Source organism: Nocardioides sp. YIM 152315 (genome assembly GCF_029210375.1).
Lineage (GTDB): Bacteria > Actinomycetota > Actinomycetes > Propionibacteriales > Nocardioidaceae > Nocardioides.
Genome location: NZ_JARGER010000008.1, coordinates 80678 through 97160, shown reverse-complemented (window position 1 = coordinate 97160; position 16483 = coordinate 80678). Strand labels below are relative to the sequence as shown.

Sequence of the window (16483 nt, the reverse complement as noted above, 5' to 3'; positions counted from 1 at the left end):
TCTCCTGGGAGATGTTGCGGGTCAGGGCCGGACCGCGGGTGGGATGTCCAGGTCGCTGGGGGGTGCCGACTGGTGCGGCACGAAGTTGTTGGCCTGGATGGTGTGCGCCATGCGGCTCAGCTGCCACCGGTCGTCCCTACGCCTGAACTGGCAGTCGTAGCGTGCGACCATCATCAGCAGGTGTGACAGATCTTCGGCGATCTGCTGGTGCGAGATCAGATAGGTGAGTCCGGTGGCCGTGTCCCCGTCGACGTCCACGCGGTAGGTGGAGACGTTGTGGTGCTGCCACGCAAGGTGTGCGGTGTTCTCACGGATGTACGTCACGACTGCGTCGCCACCGCGAACGATCGTCCGGCCGTTGTGATAGTCGACGACGAGGTCGTCGGCGAGGACCGTTCGCAGGACAGTCCAGTCGCGCGCATCCACCGCTGCCGCGTAGTCCTGCATGACGCGACGGATCTCGAGGTCGTCCACAAGACATTGCAGACGCTGCTCGATCGAGTCACCGGTCACGGTGATTCCTCCACTTCACACGGTCGGGATGCTGTGATCGCGAACACCTCAAACCTAATTCATCATGAGAATTAAGGCAAGCCACCTGCCGCACGCTCTGGTCCAGGCGGATTCACCCGGCTCGCCGGCGCTGTCAGTAGTTGCGGGACCAGACGGCCTTCCGCCGGGTGTACTCCTCGAGCGCCGGCGCGCCAAGGCTGCGCCCATAGCCCGACGACTTGGCGCCTCCGTAGGAGACGGCGGCGTCGGTGACCTGGTAGCAGTTGGTCCAGACAGTGCCGACGTCCAACGCAACCGACGCCCGGTGCGCTCGTGCGATGTCGCGGGTGAACACGCCCGCGGCCAGGCCGAACTCGTTGTCGTTGGCGAGACGGAAGGCCTCGTCCTCGTCCTCGAAGGGGATGACGGACATCACTGGTCCGAAGATTTCCTCGCGCGCGATCACCATGTCGTTGGAGACATCGGAGAAGATGACTGGCGGCTGGTAGTTCCCGCCGGCCAGGCCCTCAACGAGGAGACCTTCGTAGGCGAGGGTAGCGCCCTCGGACTTGCCCACCTCCACATACGAACGGACCTTGGCCAGCTGGTCGGGCGTGATCAAGGGACCGATCGCCACCTCCGGATCGAAGGCGTGGCCCACACGAAGCGCCTCGGAGACCCGTACAGCCTCGGCCAGGAACTCGTCGTAGATGTCGCGCTGGACGAGCGTCCGGGTGCCCGCAGTACAGACTTGGCCCGCGTTGTTCCAGACGGACTGTGCGGCCGCCGCGGCCGCGAGCTCCAGGTCCGCGTCCGCGAACACAAGCACAGGGCTCTTGCCGCCCAACTCAAGATTCAGTCGCTTGAACGTGTTGGCGGCTGCTGCCGCGAGCTTGCGCCCCGTCGCGACGGAACCGGTGAAGGAGATTCGATTCACGCCGGAGTGGTCCACCATCGCACTGCCCACGACGCCGTCACCGTGCACGACATTGAAGACGCCCGGAGGAATACCGGCCTCCAGCGCGAGCTGCGCCATGTAAGTGGCGCTCAGGGGCGTGTGTTCGGCGGGCTTGAGGACGACCGAGTTGCCGGCTGCCAGTGCGGGTGCGACTTGCGCGAAGATGGCGCCTGGCCCGTTCCACGGCTTGACGACACCCATCACGCCCACGGGCTCGATCCGCTCCTGAACGACGTAGTCGGGTCCGACCGGGGGCAGCTGACCACTGAGCTTGGTCGGCCAGCCTGCGAAGTAGCGCAGAGCATTGGCAGAGTATTCGGCGATGTGACTGGCGTACCGCCGCAGGATTCCGGCGTCAAGGGAGTCCAGGTCACCGATCAGCTCAGCGTCGCGTTCGAGCAGCCCGGCGAGGCGCGACATCGCCGCCTCCTGCTGTCGCGGCGGAAGATCTCGCCACCGTCCGTCAACGAAGGCTGTTCGTGCGGCATCCACCGCGCTGTCCAGATCGGCTGCGCCCCCGCGCGCGACGTGCCCGATGACGTTTCCGGTGGACGGGTTGACGATGTCACGGACGGCGCCGTCGACTGAGGCCGTCAGGCGACCGTCGATGACGTGCGGCACAGGCATGCTTCCGAGCAGGCGCGCCGCACCCGACGAGACCGAGACCCCGTCGATCATCTCGCGATCCAGCGCGCTCTCGTCGGTGGCGGTCAACGCTCCCCCTCAGTCCAAGCGAGCGCGGCTCGCAGGCTAACTCTCACCCGTACCCGAGCGGACCAAGGGGCCGACAGGGAGAACCCGGGCATGGGTCCGCAGTACGGGCCGACTCCCACAGTGCGGCGGCAGCTCGTCGTCATCAGTTCGTCTCCTCCAACGGTTGACACGGGTCACCGATCACCTCGGCACCCGTCTGAATTGCCAGCGCCCGCTAGCCACCGCCGGTCAGTTCAGGAATGGTGGTCGCGATGCCTGGGAAGAAGATCAGGATCAGGCTGACAATCAGCGCCATAGGCATGAACCAACCGGCCGCCACGAACACGTCCCCCAAGGTGATTCGCTGACCACCGTTAACCTCGGGGTCCTTCGCGATCGAGTAGATGATGAAGGACAAGATCCCGACGGGCGGCGACACGACAGCGAGCTCTCCCATGAAGACGGCGAACGCGCCGAACCAGAGGAGCGAGATGTCGAGGTTGTTCAGCGTGGGTAGCAGGATCGGCACCGTGAGCACGAGCATCGGAAGGGGTTCGAGAAACGTTCCGAGAATGAGATAAACCACCAGCATCATCAGCAGGAAGCTGATCCGCCCCAGGTTCATCGAGTCGATCCACTCGGAGAACGCAGTCGTGATGCCGGTGAGCACCATCATGCGCGAGAGCATCTCGACACCGATGAGCATGAAGAAGATGGCGCCGACGCTGCTGATGGTGGCGACCGCGGCTTCCGCTACCGCTTGGAGCGGCCGGTCCGACCGCCTCCACCACAGGGTGATGACCAACGAGATGAGCGCCGCTGCTGCCCCCGATTCGGTCGCCGTGAAGGTTCCCGACAGCGTTCCCCAGATGATGACCGCGATCACAATCGGAAGCGGCCAGATCGAGACCAGGGAGCTGAATCGGCTCTTCCACGTGACCGACGACCGTGCAGCCAATCGCGCATCCCGCCCTCCCCAGGCTGGGCGGAGCACAGCGAGCGCAACGATCATGATCGTGAACATGACCGCGACCAGGATCCCGGGACCGATTCCAGCCATGAGCTGGGGTCCGACAGGAACCTCGGCGATGCCGGCGTAGATCACCAGCATGATGCTCGGCGGGATGAGCTGCCCGGGGAGGCCGGCGACGATGACTGCACCGATTGCCATCCGCTTGTCGTATCCCGCCTTAAGCATTTCGGGGATACCAATCCGCCCCAAGGTGTAGGTCATGCCTACGGAGGAGCCGCTGACCGACGCGAGGCCCGCGCCGGCAAGATTCGTACCTACCGCCAGCCCACCCGGCACCCAGCCGAGCCAGCGCTGCGCTGCCTCGTAGATGGATTCGGTCAGGCCCGCCTTCCACAGCAGCAGACCCATCAGGACGAACATGGGAATCACGCTGAGTGACCAGGTTGCCGTCTCGGCGTAGGGCATGGTGGCGAGTGTCGACTCGACCAATGCCGATCCGCGGAGCGCGTACAGACCGAGAAGCGACGGGATGATCATCGCGAGCGCGACCGGCATGCGGAGGAAGATCAGTGCCAGCATGAGGACGCAACCGAACGTCCCGATCGCCTCAGGAACGAGAGGTAGAAACATAGCGATCGTGCAGGCACTCACCGTGCCGATCGCAAGACTGAAGATGATCCACGAGCGCAGGCCGCCGACATGCGGGTCCCCGGGGGACTCCTCAGCGGTCGCGACCCGGTCCTCGACAACGGCGCTCATCGCACGGTCTCCTTCTCTCCGACGTGGGTGTCGGGGTCCTCGCTCACGACTTCCTTCATCTCGAGCTCCTCGAGCGACTCGTCGTCAACGCCGAGGCGGATCGCCGCGATGGCCGCGAAGAGGAACTGAAGCGTCATCACTCCGAAGGTGAGAGGAACCAGGTAGTAGACGGGCCAAGCGGGAATCGGCGTGATCCCCGCGTGCCGCCCGATCTCCCGCGCAAACTGCGCCTCTGTCCATCCGAAACGGCAGAAGGCAGCGAGGACCCCAGCGCCGACGATGTTGAAGGCGGCTAGGACCCAACGCCGGGTGACAGTCGGCAGCATCTGGAAGATCAGGTCAGCTGCGATGTGCTGCCCTCGACGCTGCGCGGCCATGAAGCCCAAGAACGCGATGATGGGCATGTACCAGTACTGCGTGATCTCGAGTGTGTACTCGATCGGATGCTCGAAGAACTTTCTGGCGACCGCGTTGGCGGTGATGTGTGCCATCATCACGAACGTGACGATGACCGCGGGGACCTCGATCGCGAGGTCAGCGGCACGGGACCAACGGTTCCGGCCGACCGTGATGGGCGTCATCTGAGGCTCGATCCAGCTGAGGGGCTTGTGGCGGACGTCTCGTGACGGCGGCCACAGCAAGTCTGCAAGTGGATTCGACTGGCGTCAATCATTCCTCATGACAAATTGCTAGACTTTGCTCATGCACGCAGTCATCGCCCGCGAACCGGGCCCGCCCGAGAACCTCAGCCTTCAGGAAGTGCCGACGCCGATCCCTGGACCGGGCGAGGTCGCCATCGAGGTTGCAGCAACGGCGGTCAACCGAGCAGACACCCTGCAACGCCAGGGTTATTACCCGCCGCCACCCGGGGTGTCTGAGGTGATCGGCCTCGAGTGCAGTGGCGTGGTCAGCGCAGTTGGCGAGGGCGTCGTGCGCTGGGAGGTCGGCGACGAAGTCTGTGCACTGCTCGCGGGTGGCGGCTACGCCACCTGCGTGGTCGCGCCCGAAGGACAACTGCTTCCCGTGCCGGCGAACGTCTCCCTTGCTGAAGCCGCGGCCCTTCCTGAGGTTGCCGCGACCGTGTGCTCCAATGTCTACCTAGAGGCGGGTCTCCTCGCCGGCGAGACCCTTCTGGTCCACGGTGGCGCCGGCGGGATCGGAACCTTCGCGATCCAGCTTGCTCACGCCCTGGGCAGCCGGGTCATCGCCACCGACGGGGGCGCCGAGAAGGTAGCCAGATGCCGCGACTTGGGTGCCGATGTGGCGATCGACTACCAAACCACCGACTTCGTCGAAGCGACACGTTCGGCCACCTCGGGCGGAGGTGCAAACGTCATCCTGGACACGATCGGTGGTTCCTACCTTGGCAAGAACGTCGACGCCCTGGCCCATGGCGGACGCCTCGCGATCATCGGCATGCAGGGCGGGACCCGTGGCGAGCTCAACATCGGCAGGTTGATGCAGAAGCGCGGGACCGTGCTGTCGACGGCTCTCCGCCCCCGACCCGTCGAGGAGAAGGCGGCGATCTGCGCCGACGTCGAGGCCCGAGTATGGCCTCTCGTGACATCAGGAGCGATCCGTCCGGTCATTCACGCGACCTTCCCGCTGGCCGAGGCGGCTGCCGCCCACCACTTGCTCGAATCAGGACGGCACACGGGCAAGATCCTGCTCGTCGCCTGAGGTGCTCACCACATCCTCCGAACACTGTCACCCAGCTGCGATCGCGTTACTCTATTTATCATGATGAATAACTTGGATGATGTGGTTACGACCCGCTACGAGGGGTCGATCGCGTGGGTGACGCTGAACCGGCCAGAGTACCGAAACGCGCAGAACTCGGCGATGACGTACGCCCTCGACGACGCGTTCGTAGCTGCTGTTGATGACGACGCCATCCGAGTCATCGTGCTCAACGGCGCCGGAGATCACTTCAGTGCTGGACACGACATCGGGACGCCCGGTCGCGACGTTGACCAGTCGTTCTCGCGCCGAGCAGTGCTGTGCTGGGATCACGTGGGCAAGCAGGGCGCCGACGCTCGAATGGCGCGCGAGTCCGAGGTGTACCTGGGGATGTGTCGTCGCTGGCGCGAGATCCCGAAGCCCGTGATCGCCATGGTCCAAGGTGGCTGCATCGCCGGCGGTCTGATGCTGGCTTGGATTGCGGACTTCATCATCGCCAGCGAGGACGCCTTCTTCGCCGACCCGGTCGTGCAGATGGGCATCCCCGGGGTCGAGTACTTCGCCCACCCCTGGGCGACCAACCCCCGGGCAGCGAAGGAACTCCTGTTTACCGGCGATCGCTTCGACGCCCACCGGGCGCAGAGTCTCGGCATGGTGAACCACGTAGTCCCCCGGGACGAACTCGAGCAACGTACTCGCGCGATCGCGACCAAGATCGCAAGGATGCCTGCGTTCGGCTTGAGCTTGGCCAAGCGTGCCGTGAACCAGGCCGAGGACTCGCAAGGCCTTCGGGTCGGGTTGGATGCCGCGTTCGGGCTCCATCACGTGGGCCACGCGCACAACGCGGAACTGCACGGCGATGCGCTCGCGGGCGCGGACGTGCGCTCCCTGGCACGCGACGCTGCCGCAGGCGGTCAGCTTGGCGAAGGATGAACGGAAACCAGCTCCGAGCGGAGCGCCGAGCCACACCGCTGACCAGGACTGTCGTCGTTGGAGTGGACGGGGTGGAGGGATCGGAACGCGTCGCGGAGATCGATGCGGACTAGCTCGCGCGACGAACGCCGCGCTTCACGTCGTGTGTGCGCATGCCCAGCACGAAGCAGTCGACATCGATACATTCGGTGGCGGAGTCACCATCTCGTCGCAAGGGTCTTTTCGGGAATCGCGCGGGAGGTCGCGCAGCGCGTAGGCAAGGGTGTCCGCTACGTCGCCAGCTCGAAAGCTCGAGGTCGATCCGGCGATGTAGTCATCGCCGAAGCGATTCGACTGACCGCTTTCGTCATCGTTGTGGGCACGCCTCGCGGTCACAGGTCGCCGCACGCTCTCGGCAGCGTGACTCGCACTGTCGCGCGACATGCGCCGTGCGATATCGCACTCGCACCTGACCCCGCACCACAAGCTCCGCGGAGGGCTCGATCCGATGGGTCAGAACTGCGCGATCTTCGCAAGCAGCTCGAGGTGGGCGTCGTGGGGCTGTCCCTTTAGGCCGGCCTGTTCGGTGTCGATCCCGACATAGCTCGCGCCCGCGTCGATCCACCGTGCGACCTGCCGGCGGGTTCGATCGACGTCCCGGTCTCGACATTGCACGCGCCCCTGGATGCCAATCTGGGACGGATCGCGGCCTTCACCCTCGGCGGCTGCGCGCACGACATCGAAGTCCTGCTCAAAGCCGAAGCCGGGGATGCGCAGCGGCAGCCAGCCATCGGCGATCCGTCCGACGCGCTCGAGTGCCGGGCGAGCGTCCCCCGTTCCGATCCACACGGGGATCGGCCGTTGCACGGGGCGAGGTGCGAGGCCGACACCGTTGAGGGTGTGAAACTCTCTCGACATCGTCACGCTCTGCTCAGTCCAGAGCCTCCTGAGAACGCTGATCATCTCTTCGAACCGGCGGCCCCGTGCCCCGAACGGGACACCCAGCGCTTCGAACTCTGCCTGGATGTACCCGAGCCCGACACCCAGTCGGAGGCGTCCTTCCAGAAGGTGGTCGACCGTCGCGGTCTGCTTCGCGACGAGCGCCGTCTGTCGCTGCGGGAGGGCCAGCACGGAGGTCATCACCCCGAGTCGGCTGACCGCAGCGACGAACCCGAAGAGCACGAATGGCTCCCAGAAGTTGTTGTCCAGAGTGTAGGGGTCGGGCCGGCCGAACGGCGCTGCCTGCTGGTGCACAGCTTGGTCCGCACCGAGGACATGGTCCGCAGCGACGATGTGATCGAAGCCGAGCTCCTCGACCCCGCGCAGGTAGGACTTGATTGCGGAGGGATTGGGCTCGATTTCGTCCTGGGGGAACACGGCACCCAGATGTGCGTGGACAACCACTGTGATCTCCTTGCAGAGAGAAGGACGGGAGGTCAGTTCTGCGCGGTCGGGGCGAGCGCGTAGCTGTCGTCGTCGTAGGTTCGGCGAACCTGCCGCTTGTCGATCTTTCCGACGCTCGTGCGGGGAAGTTCGTCAACAACGACCCAGCGCTCCGGGATCCACCAGCGAGCGACGCGTGCCTTGAGCCAGGAGACTAAGTCGTCGACCCGGACATCGCCGACGACGACGGCGAGCGGTCGTTCCTGCCACCTTTCATCTGGCACTCCGATGACGCAGACATCTCGCACGGCCGGGTGTGACCGGATCGCGTCCTCCAGGTCGAGGCTCGAGATCCATTCACCCCCGGACTTGATCACGTCCTTGAGACGATCGGTGATTCGCACGTATCCGTCGGGCGTCACCGTGCCGATGTCTCCGGTCCGGAACCAGCCGTCGCGGAGTCCGTCTCCCTCGGTGCGTCCGACGTATCCGCCGGTGATCCACGGGCCCTCGACCTCGAGCTCGCCCACCGATTCCCCGTCGTGAGGCTGCAGCACTCCGGTATCAACGTCGCGGACGCGGACCCGGACGCCACCGACGATGCGGCCGCCGGTCGCGAGGTAGTCGTAGATGACCGACTCCTCAACGCCCGCAGGTGGGTGGCCCATCGTGCAGATGCCGAGCGACTCTGTCATGCCCCATCCCTGGATAACAGGAACACCCTTGTCACGGAACTCCTGGAGGAGCGCGCGTGGAGACGCGGTACCGCCGGACACGACCAGGCGCAGGGAAGAGAGGTCAGCCAGGCCAGTCCGCCAGCGCTCGAGCAGGTCGTTCCAGAGTGTGACGACGCCGACGGCCAACGTGACGCCCTCGCGCTCGATCATCTCCCCCATCGGAAGAGGTTGCAGGTTGCGCTCGGGCATCACCAGACGGGCTCCAGCCATCCACCCGGCGATCGGCATGCTCGCCCCGTTTGTGTGGTAGATCGGGACGCTCAGGAGAATGCTGTCCGGCTGCCCGATCCCATACACATTGGTCGTCGAAATCGCCTGGGTGTGTAGAAAGAGCGAGCGGTGGCTGTATGCCACTCCCTTGGGTGATCCGGTCGTGCCGCTCGTGAAGCAAAGGACCGCGGCTGCCCGCTCGTCGATGTCCGGCCGCGGTACGACGCCCTCGGTCTTTCGGAGCGCCTCGTACTCGAGGTAGTCGCTGGACCCTGATCCGCCGATGGAGATGATCGCCTTCAGCGTGGGCACCTCAGCTCGTATTCCGGCTACTAGATCCAGCATCGAATCGTCGACGAAGAGCACCCGATCTTGGGCTAGCCTCATGATCTCGATCAGTTGCTCACGGGTCAGTCGTGGATTCAACGGATGCACCACGGCGCCGGAGCAGGTTGCGGCAAAGTACACCGCGAGGTGCTCGGGCTGGTTCCACATCAGGGTGGCAACGCGGTCGCCGGCGGTGACACCGAGGTCGGCCAGGGCAGTAGCCAGGCCATCGGCATCCTTCGCGAGGTCGCCGAACGTCACTTCTTCGCGTGCACCGTTGCGGTAGGTGACGATCTTGCTACTCGCATGAACGTCGCGGCCGTGATCGAAGATGCGTCTGACTGTGATCGGAATGTCCTGCATCGTGCTGAGCAAGAGGCCGCTGCTTTCAGACTCGTTCATCGGCTTCCTCCGATTCCGCGGACGAACCATTCGCGCGCGATCTCGCGGTCGGTGGCCGAGGTCGACAAGGCGCTCTTGATCGCCCGCGCGGCGTGCGGGCCGGCCTTGCCGAGCGCTTCGGCAATCGCATGGGCTGATGTGAGCAGGTCGTCTGACGCGCAGAGCGTTTTCACCAGGCCAAGTTCACGAGCTTCGTCGCACGCGACACGACGGCCGCTGAGGACAATCTCACGAGCGCGTGTTCGTCCGACCGCGGCGGCAAGTCGTCGAGTAGCCGAGATCGGCGGAAGACCGAATGTTGCCTCGGGCAGGGAAAACCATGCCCGGTCGGTCGCGACGACCGCGTCGGCGGCGAGGCAGAGCTCGAACGCTCCTCCCACTGCGGGGCCGTCCACGGCGACAACGATTGGGGCGCCACCGGACTCCAGGGCCTCCCAGCACGAATCGATCATGCTGAGGTAGTCGTCGGGTTGGTCGATGTACCTGCGGGCATCGTCGAGGTCCGCGCCAGCGCAGAACGTTCCGGGTGCCGCAGGAACGATGAGCAGCACCTCCCCCGCGCGCTCGGCCTCTCCGGCCGCCGTTGCGAGCCGTGCGAAAGCCGCCCGGGTGAACACGGGGGTACGTCCGTCGCGGAGGTGGTCGGTCACCTCGATAGTGCGAACTGTCATCATCGGTGGCCCACCTCGGACGTGGTGGAATGGACGTCGCTCACGAAGCTCAGGATGGCGTCGGTGAATCGTGCGTTGGTTCCACCGGAAGAGGCGTGCCCCGCGTCGGAGACGTTTACGTACCGGGCGTCAGGGCGGATGTCGAGGAGACGCTCCACGCTGCGGTCGCTCAGCATCGCGGAGAGCGCGCCTCGCACCAACATGAGGGGCGCGGTGGCGGCGCGAGCTGCGTCGTTGAGCTCACGTTCGCGGAGTTCGAGCGGTGGGTCGTTCTCGAAGTGCGCCGGATCCCACTTCCAGTACCATCGCGACGAGGTGGGATCATGGCGCAGGTGCCGTTCCATGGCCCTCCGGGCAGCTTGCACGTCCGTTGGCGGGGGCTGATCATTGAGCTTGGCGACCGCGGTTGCGGCGTCGGCTGGGTCGACGAACCCGGCGAGGCTGACGTTCAGGAAGGCCTGAACCGGACCGACCCCGTCGGGTTCAACGTGCGGCGCAACGTCGACCAGCACTACCCCCGCGACCGTCTGGGGACTGCTTGCCGCTCTCAGGAGGCAAGTGTCGCCTCCCATTGAGAACCCCACGAGGACCGCGGGCCGCGCGAGGTCGGCCATCACGGGTTCGAGGTCGAGCAGCATGCGCGGGCGGGAGTAGTCGCCGTCAGCGGCCCAGTCCGACTCTCCGTGTCCGCGCGCGTCGAACGTGCGTGCGGCGAAGCCGGCCGCGGCTACGGAGCGCGCAGCAGCCCTCCAAGCGTGCCGGCTCTGTCCTACCCCGTGCAGAAAGACGACGGTGGGCTGGTCGGGCGTCCCCCAGGTGTCGCCGATCAGGCTGAGGCCGTCGGTGGTGCGCCACTCGGCGCGCGTGGGTCCGGAAATCGGTACGGTCATCAGGCGTCGATCCTGGTGATCTTTTCTGGGTCCAGCTTCACGTCGATGAGCGCCGGGCCGCGACGAGCCGCGACGGCAGCTAGTGCGGCGCGCAGACTCTCCATGTCGGTGACCTCGTGGCCCTCGGCCCCCATGACCTTGGCCAGTTCGGCGAATGATGGCCACTCGAACATGGATAGGGCGGGGTCCATGTCACGACGCCGGAACTGGATGTGCTCTGCGCCGTATGCGCTGTCGTTGAGGATGACGACCGTGATGTCGAGGTTGTGACGGACGGCCGCCTGGAAGTCGGCGAGGCCACCCAGCATGAAGCCGCCGTCGCCGGTCACCAGCAGAGTGCGCTTCTCGGAGGCGACGCACGCACCGAGTGCGTTGCCGAGGCTGAGGCCGATCGATCCGAAGTGCGTGGTGTGGATGTAGTCGGTCGGGTGCTGGACTGAGATGAGCTTCCAAACCTCCGGCAGGAACCGACCGCCGTCGAGGACGAGGGTCCGGTCTGTTTCGAAGCCGGACTCGATCTCCACGAGCGCAGTTCGGATGTCGATCGTCGACTCGGTACTCCAGTCGGGGTGAACTACGGCTGGACGTGCTTCCAACCGTCGCTCGAGCGCCTCGTCCGCGAATCCGGTCGATGGCGCCTCGATCTCGTCAAGGTCAGCGAGCAGCGCGCGCACCACCTCTTCGACGTCACCGAGCACTGTTGCGTCGACAACCTGGAACCGCTGGAGGCATTCCGGGTCACGGTCGGCCTGGATCACTCGCTTGCCTTGAAGCAGACCACCTTCGACGGTCGTCCAACGGTTGAGTGACGCCCCGAGGGCGATAACGCAGTCGGCATGGCCGATGACGTCGAGGGCGACGTCGTGGGACAGGGTTCCGAAGATCCCGATGTTGTGGGGGTGTCCGCGGAACAGATCGCGCGCTTGGAGCGTGGTTGCCAGCGGCGCGCCGAGACGCTCGGCGAGCTCGACCACCGCCTTGTGACTGCGGTCCTCGATCGCGCCACGGCCGGCCAGGATGAGCGGGCGACGTGCCGACGCGACAAGCCCGGACACTGAGTCCATCTCGTTGCGGTCCGGCGCAACCGCGCTGATCGAGCGCCAGCGGACCTCGGGCAGGGTCGCATCCGCGACCGGGGCCCACTGGAAGTCCGCCGGCAAGTTGAGGACGACCGGGCGACGCTCCAGCATCGCGCGCCGGATCGCGACCGCGAGGTCCTCTCCGACGGTCTCGGGGGCGCGAACCTGCTCGAACCCGGCCCCGGTGGGCATGATGATGTCGCGCTGCGGAACCGACTGAACGTTCTCACGATCGACTACAGCCGTGTCGCCGGCGATCAGAAGCAACGGCATCCGACCGCGCACGTTCTCCACGAGGGCGGTGACCGTGTTGGTGAGCGCCGGACCGTGGGTCACGGTTGCGACGCCGAGACGTCCGGTGGCGCGCGCATAGCCACTCGCAGCAAGCACGGCCGACGCCTCGTGCGTCACCGAGACGTACCGGTTCCCGGGCTGGCGCGTGAAGTGGTCCATGAGGAACAGGTTTGCGTCCCCCACCAGTCCGAAGATCGTGTCGATGCCCTGGCTCTTCAGACACTGAGTAAAGAACTCGGGGAAGAGCGTCGGGGACTCGGGGCTGTTGCTCACGGTGCTCCTTGGTTTCGTTCGTTCTATTCAAGGTCGTCGGTCGGCGCGGCGCCACCGGGACGCCGCGCCGACCGACTATTNCCCCCCCCCCCCCCCCCCCCCCCCCCCCCCCCCCGACTATTGAGACTCAGCTCGGGCGGTTCGGGACCATGACTTCCTCGAAGAACGAGTCGACGAACGGCTGGAAGTCGATCTCGTTGTTGGCTGCCCACTCGGCGAAGTCCGCCCAGCCGACCTGGTCGTAACCGAGCTCGGCCGCCTTCTCGGTCCACGCCTCCGAGCCGGACTCCAGTGCGTCGACGAAGCCGGCGCCGTCCTCGAGCGCGGCGCTTGACCGGATGTTCTCGAGCTCCTTCTCGTTGGCGGACTGCAACGCCTCGCGCGAGGCATCGTCGAGTCCGGCGATGTCTCCGCCGGCAGCCTCCACGGCAGCCACTCCGTCGGTCAGGAACTTGGCGACACCATTGAGGTTGTCGAGCAGGAAGCCGGACATCTGGTCGAAGAGGAGCTGCTGCGCGACCAGCGGCAGGCCGTCCCACACCGACTTGTTGATGACCCAGGGGGCGGGCGTCTGGGCAAACCCAGCCTCGTCGTCGAAGGTCGCGTATGGCACGACCTCGGCGAGGCCGGCGAGGACGGTGACCCGCATGCTGTTCAGGGCGCAGTCGGCGGCGCCACGCTGCAGGGCCTCGTAGACCTCAGTGAAGTCGAAGGTCGCGGGGGTCGCCCCGAGAGCCTCGAGCTCGGCCGCCTGGACCCGGCCGCTGACGACGGTCTGCTGTCCGGCAAGCTCGTCGGCAGTGCGTCGGGGCTCAGCACAGAAGATGCCGCTGGGACCACCGAAGAAGGCCGGCAGCAGGACGTGCATCCCTTGGTCCTCGAGCTCCTGGGTCACCTGATCGCTGCCGAACGCTGCGTCGTTCCAGGCGCCGTGGGTCTGGATGAGGCCGATGATCGGCGACTGCGAGCCGATGAAGGTCGAGTCGGCAAGTGCCGCGTTGGCAGGGTACTGATCGGGCTCGAACACCGGGCTGGTGAAGCCGATGTCGAGCCGGCCGTCCTGGATGGCGTTGTCCTGATCGAGGGCGCCCGCAATCGCGTAGGCGTAGGAGACGTTGAACTTGATCTTGCCGTCCGACCACTCCGTCACCCGGTCGAAGTAGTTCTCGTACAGCGCGCTGATGTCCGAGCCTTCGGCCGCGGGCGTCTGCGCGTTGAGCGTGATCGGGTCCATGTCGGCCAGGGCGTCCTGGTACTCCTCCATGCTGGCCCCGACCGGGAGTCCCTCTCCGGTCGCTGCCTCCGCAGATCCGCCGTCGTCCTCGGCGCACGCGGTCAGGAAGCAGGCCGAGAGCGCGAACGTGGCTGCGACTGCGGCGGTTCTTCCAAGCTTCATTGCAAGTGCCTCACTTTTCTCGGGAGTGTTGAGGACTGAGCGGCCGAGCCCGACTCCTCGACGTGGGCGCGCACCACATCGCCAGCCATCTCGGCGAGACGTGAGGTCCCGACGTTCGGCGAAGCGATATTTTCCTCCGGCGCACTGACGCCGCTCGACACCAGGTCACGTGCGTGGATCGACATGACCCGGGCCATGCGGCAAACAGTGACACCGGCCACACGACTCGGTCAAGAGTTCCTCATGATAAATTTGATTGACCCGATCGCAGGCTCTCCGACAACCCTTGACAGGAATTCATCATGATGAAAAGTTTCTTGCTGGCAGCAGACAACGAGTGAGAGTGGGCTGATGGGTTCGCAGCGGAGCGTCAGAACAGGCGCCGTGGGTTCGGCGATCGAGGTCGGGGTGCCTCAGGACGTGGACGTCGTCGTCATCGGTTCCGGCGGGTCTGGTCTCATGGCTGCGCTCAGCGCGGCCGCAGACGGCGCTACCGTCCTCGTACTCGAGTCCGAGCCGAAGGTCGGCGGCACGACGGCGATCTCCGGCGGCGCCGTGTGGGTCCCCAACCACGGCCTCTCCGAAGAGATCCTAAAAGCCGGCGATTCTCCTGAGGCCGCCCGCACCTACCTGCTCGGTCAGGGTCGAGAGCAGGTTCTCGATCCCGCAGTGGTCGACGCGTTCATCGAGACGGCGCCTCGCGTGATCCGGTTCGTCGAGGAGAAGACCTACCTGAGCTGGATCCCTGTCGTGTGGCCCGACTACACCTCGGAGATCCCGGGCGCCTCGAGCTTCCGGTCGTTGTTCCCGGGCCCGTTCCCGCCCGAACTGCTCGGTGACGCGGCGGACCTCGTGCGACCGCCCAAGAAGTCTGGGATGGCCCGCAACCCGCTGCCACTGTGGCTCATCAACGGCATCGACGGCGTCTGGGTTGCCGGGTACGCGATGATCGGCGCTTTCCTCGACGGATGCTTGCAGGCAGGCGTCGACGTCCGCACCGACGTTCGCGCGACGCGGCTGGTCAAGTCCGGGGACGCCGTGACGGGAGTTGTGGTCGAGACGACCGCGGGCGAGCACAGCGTGCGGGCCAGCAAGGGCGTCGTCATCGCAACTGGCGGCTTTGAGGACTCGGACGACCTCACCTCGAAGTATCTCGGCGCGCCGTTCCCGATTCAGGTCAGTCCGCAAGGGCATCTCGGGTCAGCTCTTGGCATGGTTGAAGAGGTCGGTGCCGACCTGGTTGCAATGGACCAAGCCTGGTGGCAGCCAGGCATTCAGGTCCCGGGCGAGCAGCTCGAAGGGCAGGCCATCAGCCGGCTGGTTCAAGGTGAGCGTGCGCTCCCCCACACCATCATGGTGAACACGCGAGGAGAGCGGTTCGCCAACGAGGCGGTCTCATACAACGACCTGGGTGCGGTGATGCGGCGGGCCGATCCCGTCACTGGAGAGATGCCGAACGCGTTCGCATGGATGATCTTCGACGAGTACTACCACCAGCACTACAGTTTCCTGAGCGTGCCGCCCGGCGGGGACTACCCCGCCAACGTCCTGAAGGCAGACACGCTCGAAGAGCTCGCCGACCTCTGCGGAATCGATCGCGACGGTCTCGTCCGGACGGTCAAGGAGTTCAACCCCGAGGCGGCCAAGGGGCGCGATCCCTGGTTCAACCGCGGCTCGAGCACGTTCGAGCGCTTCTTTGGAGACCACAACGTCTTCCTCGGTCGCCTCTCCCCCAACGCTTGGGCGCCCGGTCTCTCAGAGCGGACGCGCATGAGGATCGCCAAGGCGGTCGGACCGGTCGCTGGCCGCGTCATGGGGCGGATCGCTCGCAAGCGCGATCCTGAGCGCATGCGCAAGCGCATTGTCCCGGTGCTCACGCGGATCATGCGACCGTGCCTTGACCGGCCTGCATCCGGCACGCTCGGGCCGATCGACACAGCGCCCTACTACGCCGTCAAAATTGAGACGAGTGCGATCGGCACGATCGGTGGTCCCCGTACCGACGAGCACGCGCGCGTGCTCGACCGGGACGGCAAGGTCATTCCCGGCCTGTACGCAGCCGGCAACGCGGGCGGTGCAGCAACTCAGGGCTTCTACGGGGGCGCTGGCGGCACGATCACGCTGGGGATCACGTTCGGCTACCTGGCCGGGAGGGACGCAGCCGCCCGCTAGCTGTACTGATCGGGGAGGTTGGTCAACCTGGTGATGGGTGCTGACCCGCCGATCGCGGTGTGGGACCGGTGGTGGTCGCAATGGTGGATCCATGCTGCCAGTGCTGCTCGGCGGGCGTTCTCGGAGCGGAAGAAATTCTTGAAGGCCCATCCGTCGGCGAGGGTGCGGTGGAAGCGTTCGAT

Annotated in this window: 14 protein-coding genes and 1 pseudogene; 3 read left to right on the top strand and 12 right to left on the bottom strand. The window is 65.8% G+C overall.

Going from position 1 to position 16483, the window contains the following annotated elements; translation table 11 throughout:
• Nucleotides 1-21 precede the first annotated feature (21 nt).
• From PZ894_RS01590 to PZ894_RS01575, 4 genes are all read right to left on the bottom strand, one after another.
• Nucleotides 22-513: a nuclear transport factor 2 family protein gene (locus PZ894_RS01590; protein ID WP_275741782.1), complete on the bottom strand. Its 492-nt coding sequence runs from the start codon at nucleotides 511-513 to the stop codon at nucleotides 22-24.
• Between the two features lie 133 nt (nucleotides 514-646).
• Entirely contained in the window at nucleotides 647-2164 is a 1518-nt protein-coding gene (locus tag PZ894_RS01585) for an aldehyde dehydrogenase family protein (RefSeq protein ID WP_275741780.1), read from the bottom strand.
• A 214-nt stretch (nucleotides 2165-2378) separates the two neighbouring features.
• Entirely contained in the window at nucleotides 2379-3875 is a 1497-nt protein-coding gene (locus PZ894_RS01580; RefSeq protein ID WP_275741778.1) for a TRAP transporter large permease, read from the bottom strand.
• Nucleotides 3872-4456: a TRAP transporter small permease gene (locus PZ894_RS01575; protein WP_275741776.1), complete on the bottom strand. Its 585-nt coding sequence runs from the start codon at nucleotides 4454-4456 to the stop codon at nucleotides 3872-3874. The genes PZ894_RS01580 and PZ894_RS01575 overlap by 4 nt, the downstream gene beginning before the upstream one ends.
• A 121-nt stretch (nucleotides 4457-4577) precedes the next feature.
• Between PZ894_RS01575 and PZ894_RS01570 the strand changes: the two genes are divergently transcribed.
• On the top strand, nucleotides 4578-5555 hold the full coding sequence (locus PZ894_RS01570; protein ID WP_275741774.1) for an NAD(P)H-quinone oxidoreductase: 978 nt from the start codon (nucleotides 4578-4580) through the stop codon (nucleotides 5553-5555).
• Between the two features lie 60 nt (nucleotides 5556-5615).
• Nucleotides 5616-6488, top strand: a complete 873-nt coding sequence (locus tag PZ894_RS01565) for an enoyl-CoA hydratase (protein ID WP_275741772.1) — start codon at nucleotides 5616-5618, stop codon at nucleotides 6486-6488.
• 492 nt (nucleotides 6489-6980) lie between these two features.
• Here the strand turns inward: PZ894_RS01565 and PZ894_RS01560 are convergent, their stop codons facing one another.
• From PZ894_RS01560 to PZ894_RS01530, 7 genes are all read right to left on the bottom strand, one after another.
• Entirely contained in the window at nucleotides 6981-7871 is an 891-nt protein-coding gene (locus PZ894_RS01560) for an LLM class F420-dependent oxidoreductase (protein ID WP_275741770.1), read from the bottom strand.
• A gap of 32 nt (nucleotides 7872-7903) precedes the next feature.
• Nucleotides 7904-9526, bottom strand: a complete 1623-nt coding sequence (locus PZ894_RS01555; RefSeq protein WP_275741768.1) for a long-chain-fatty-acid--CoA ligase — start codon at nucleotides 9524-9526, stop codon at nucleotides 7904-7906.
• On the bottom strand, nucleotides 9523-10176 hold the full coding sequence (locus PZ894_RS01550) for an enoyl-CoA hydratase/isomerase family protein (RefSeq protein ID WP_275741766.1): 654 nt from the start codon (nucleotides 10174-10176) through the stop codon (nucleotides 9523-9525). The genes PZ894_RS01555 and PZ894_RS01550 overlap by 4 nt, the downstream gene beginning before the upstream one ends.
• A 20-nt stretch (nucleotides 10177-10196) precedes the next feature.
• Nucleotides 10197-11087 carry an alpha/beta hydrolase gene (locus PZ894_RS01545; protein ID WP_275741764.1) on the bottom strand — a complete coding sequence of 297 codons (891 nt, stop codon included), beginning with the start codon at nucleotides 11085-11087 and terminating at the stop codon, nucleotides 10197-10199.
• Nucleotides 11087-12733, bottom strand: a complete 1647-nt coding sequence (locus tag PZ894_RS01540; protein ID WP_275741762.1) for a thiamine pyrophosphate-binding protein — start codon at nucleotides 12731-12733, stop codon at nucleotides 11087-11089. Before PZ894_RS01540 ends, PZ894_RS01545 begins: the two co-directional genes overlap by 1 nt.
• Nucleotides 12734-12860: 127 nt before the next feature.
• Nucleotides 12861-14129, bottom strand: a complete 1269-nt coding sequence (gene dctP, locus PZ894_RS01535) for a TRAP transporter substrate-binding protein DctP (protein WP_275741760.1) — start codon at nucleotides 14127-14129, stop codon at nucleotides 12861-12863.
• A complete protein-coding gene (locus PZ894_RS01530) occupies nucleotides 14126-14326 on the bottom strand; it encodes a hypothetical protein (RefSeq protein WP_275741758.1) in 201 nt (66 codons plus the stop codon). The genes dctP and PZ894_RS01530 overlap by 4 nt, the downstream gene beginning before the upstream one ends.
• A gap of 154 nt (nucleotides 14327-14480) precedes the next feature.
• Here PZ894_RS01530 and PZ894_RS01525 point away from each other — a divergent pair, with 154 nt between their 5' ends.
• Nucleotides 14481-16301, top strand: coding sequence for an FAD-dependent oxidoreductase (locus PZ894_RS01525; RefSeq protein ID WP_275741756.1), 1821 nt, complete (start codon nucleotides 14481-14483; stop codon nucleotides 16299-16301).
• Here PZ894_RS01525 and PZ894_RS01520 read toward each other — a convergent pair.
• Nucleotides 16298-16483: pseudogene (locus PZ894_RS01520) on the bottom strand (integrase core domain-containing protein); the annotation flags it as partial. The gene PZ894_RS01525 and the pseudogene PZ894_RS01520 sit on opposite strands and share 4 nt — an antisense overlap.

Coding starts and splice junctions, on each gene's coding strand:
- PZ894_RS01555 (WP_275741768.1), bottom strand. CDS start 9,526: ATGAACGAGTCTGAAAGCAGCGGCCTCTTGCTCAGCACGATGCAGGAC.
- PZ894_RS01580 (WP_275741778.1), bottom strand. CDS start 3,875: ATGAGCGCCGTTGTCGAGGACCGGGTCGCGACCGCTGAGGAGTCCCCC.
- PZ894_RS01565 (WP_275741772.1), top strand. CDS start 5,616: ATGATGAATAACTTGGATGATGTGGTTACGACCCGCTACGAGGGGTCG.
- PZ894_RS01530 (WP_275741758.1), bottom strand. CDS start 14,326: ATGGCCCGGGTCATGTCGATCCACGCACGTGACCTGGTGTCGAGCGGC.
- PZ894_RS01575 (WP_275741776.1), bottom strand. CDS start 4,456: ATGACGCCCATCACGGTCGGCCGGAACCGTTGGTCCCGTGCCGCTGAC.
- PZ894_RS01525 (WP_275741756.1), top strand. CDS start 14,481: ATGGGTTCGCAGCGGAGCGTCAGAACAGGCGCCGTGGGTTCGGCGATC.
- PZ894_RS01570 (WP_275741774.1), top strand. CDS start 4,578: ATGCACGCAGTCATCGCCCGCGAACCGGGCCCGCCCGAGAACCTCAGC.
- dctP (WP_275741760.1), bottom strand. CDS start 14,129: ATGAAGCTTGGAAGAACCGCCGCAGTCGCAGCCACGTTCGCGCTCTCG.
- PZ894_RS01545 (WP_275741764.1), bottom strand. CDS start 11,087: ATGACCGTACCGATTTCCGGACCCACGCGCGCCGAGTGGCGCACCACC.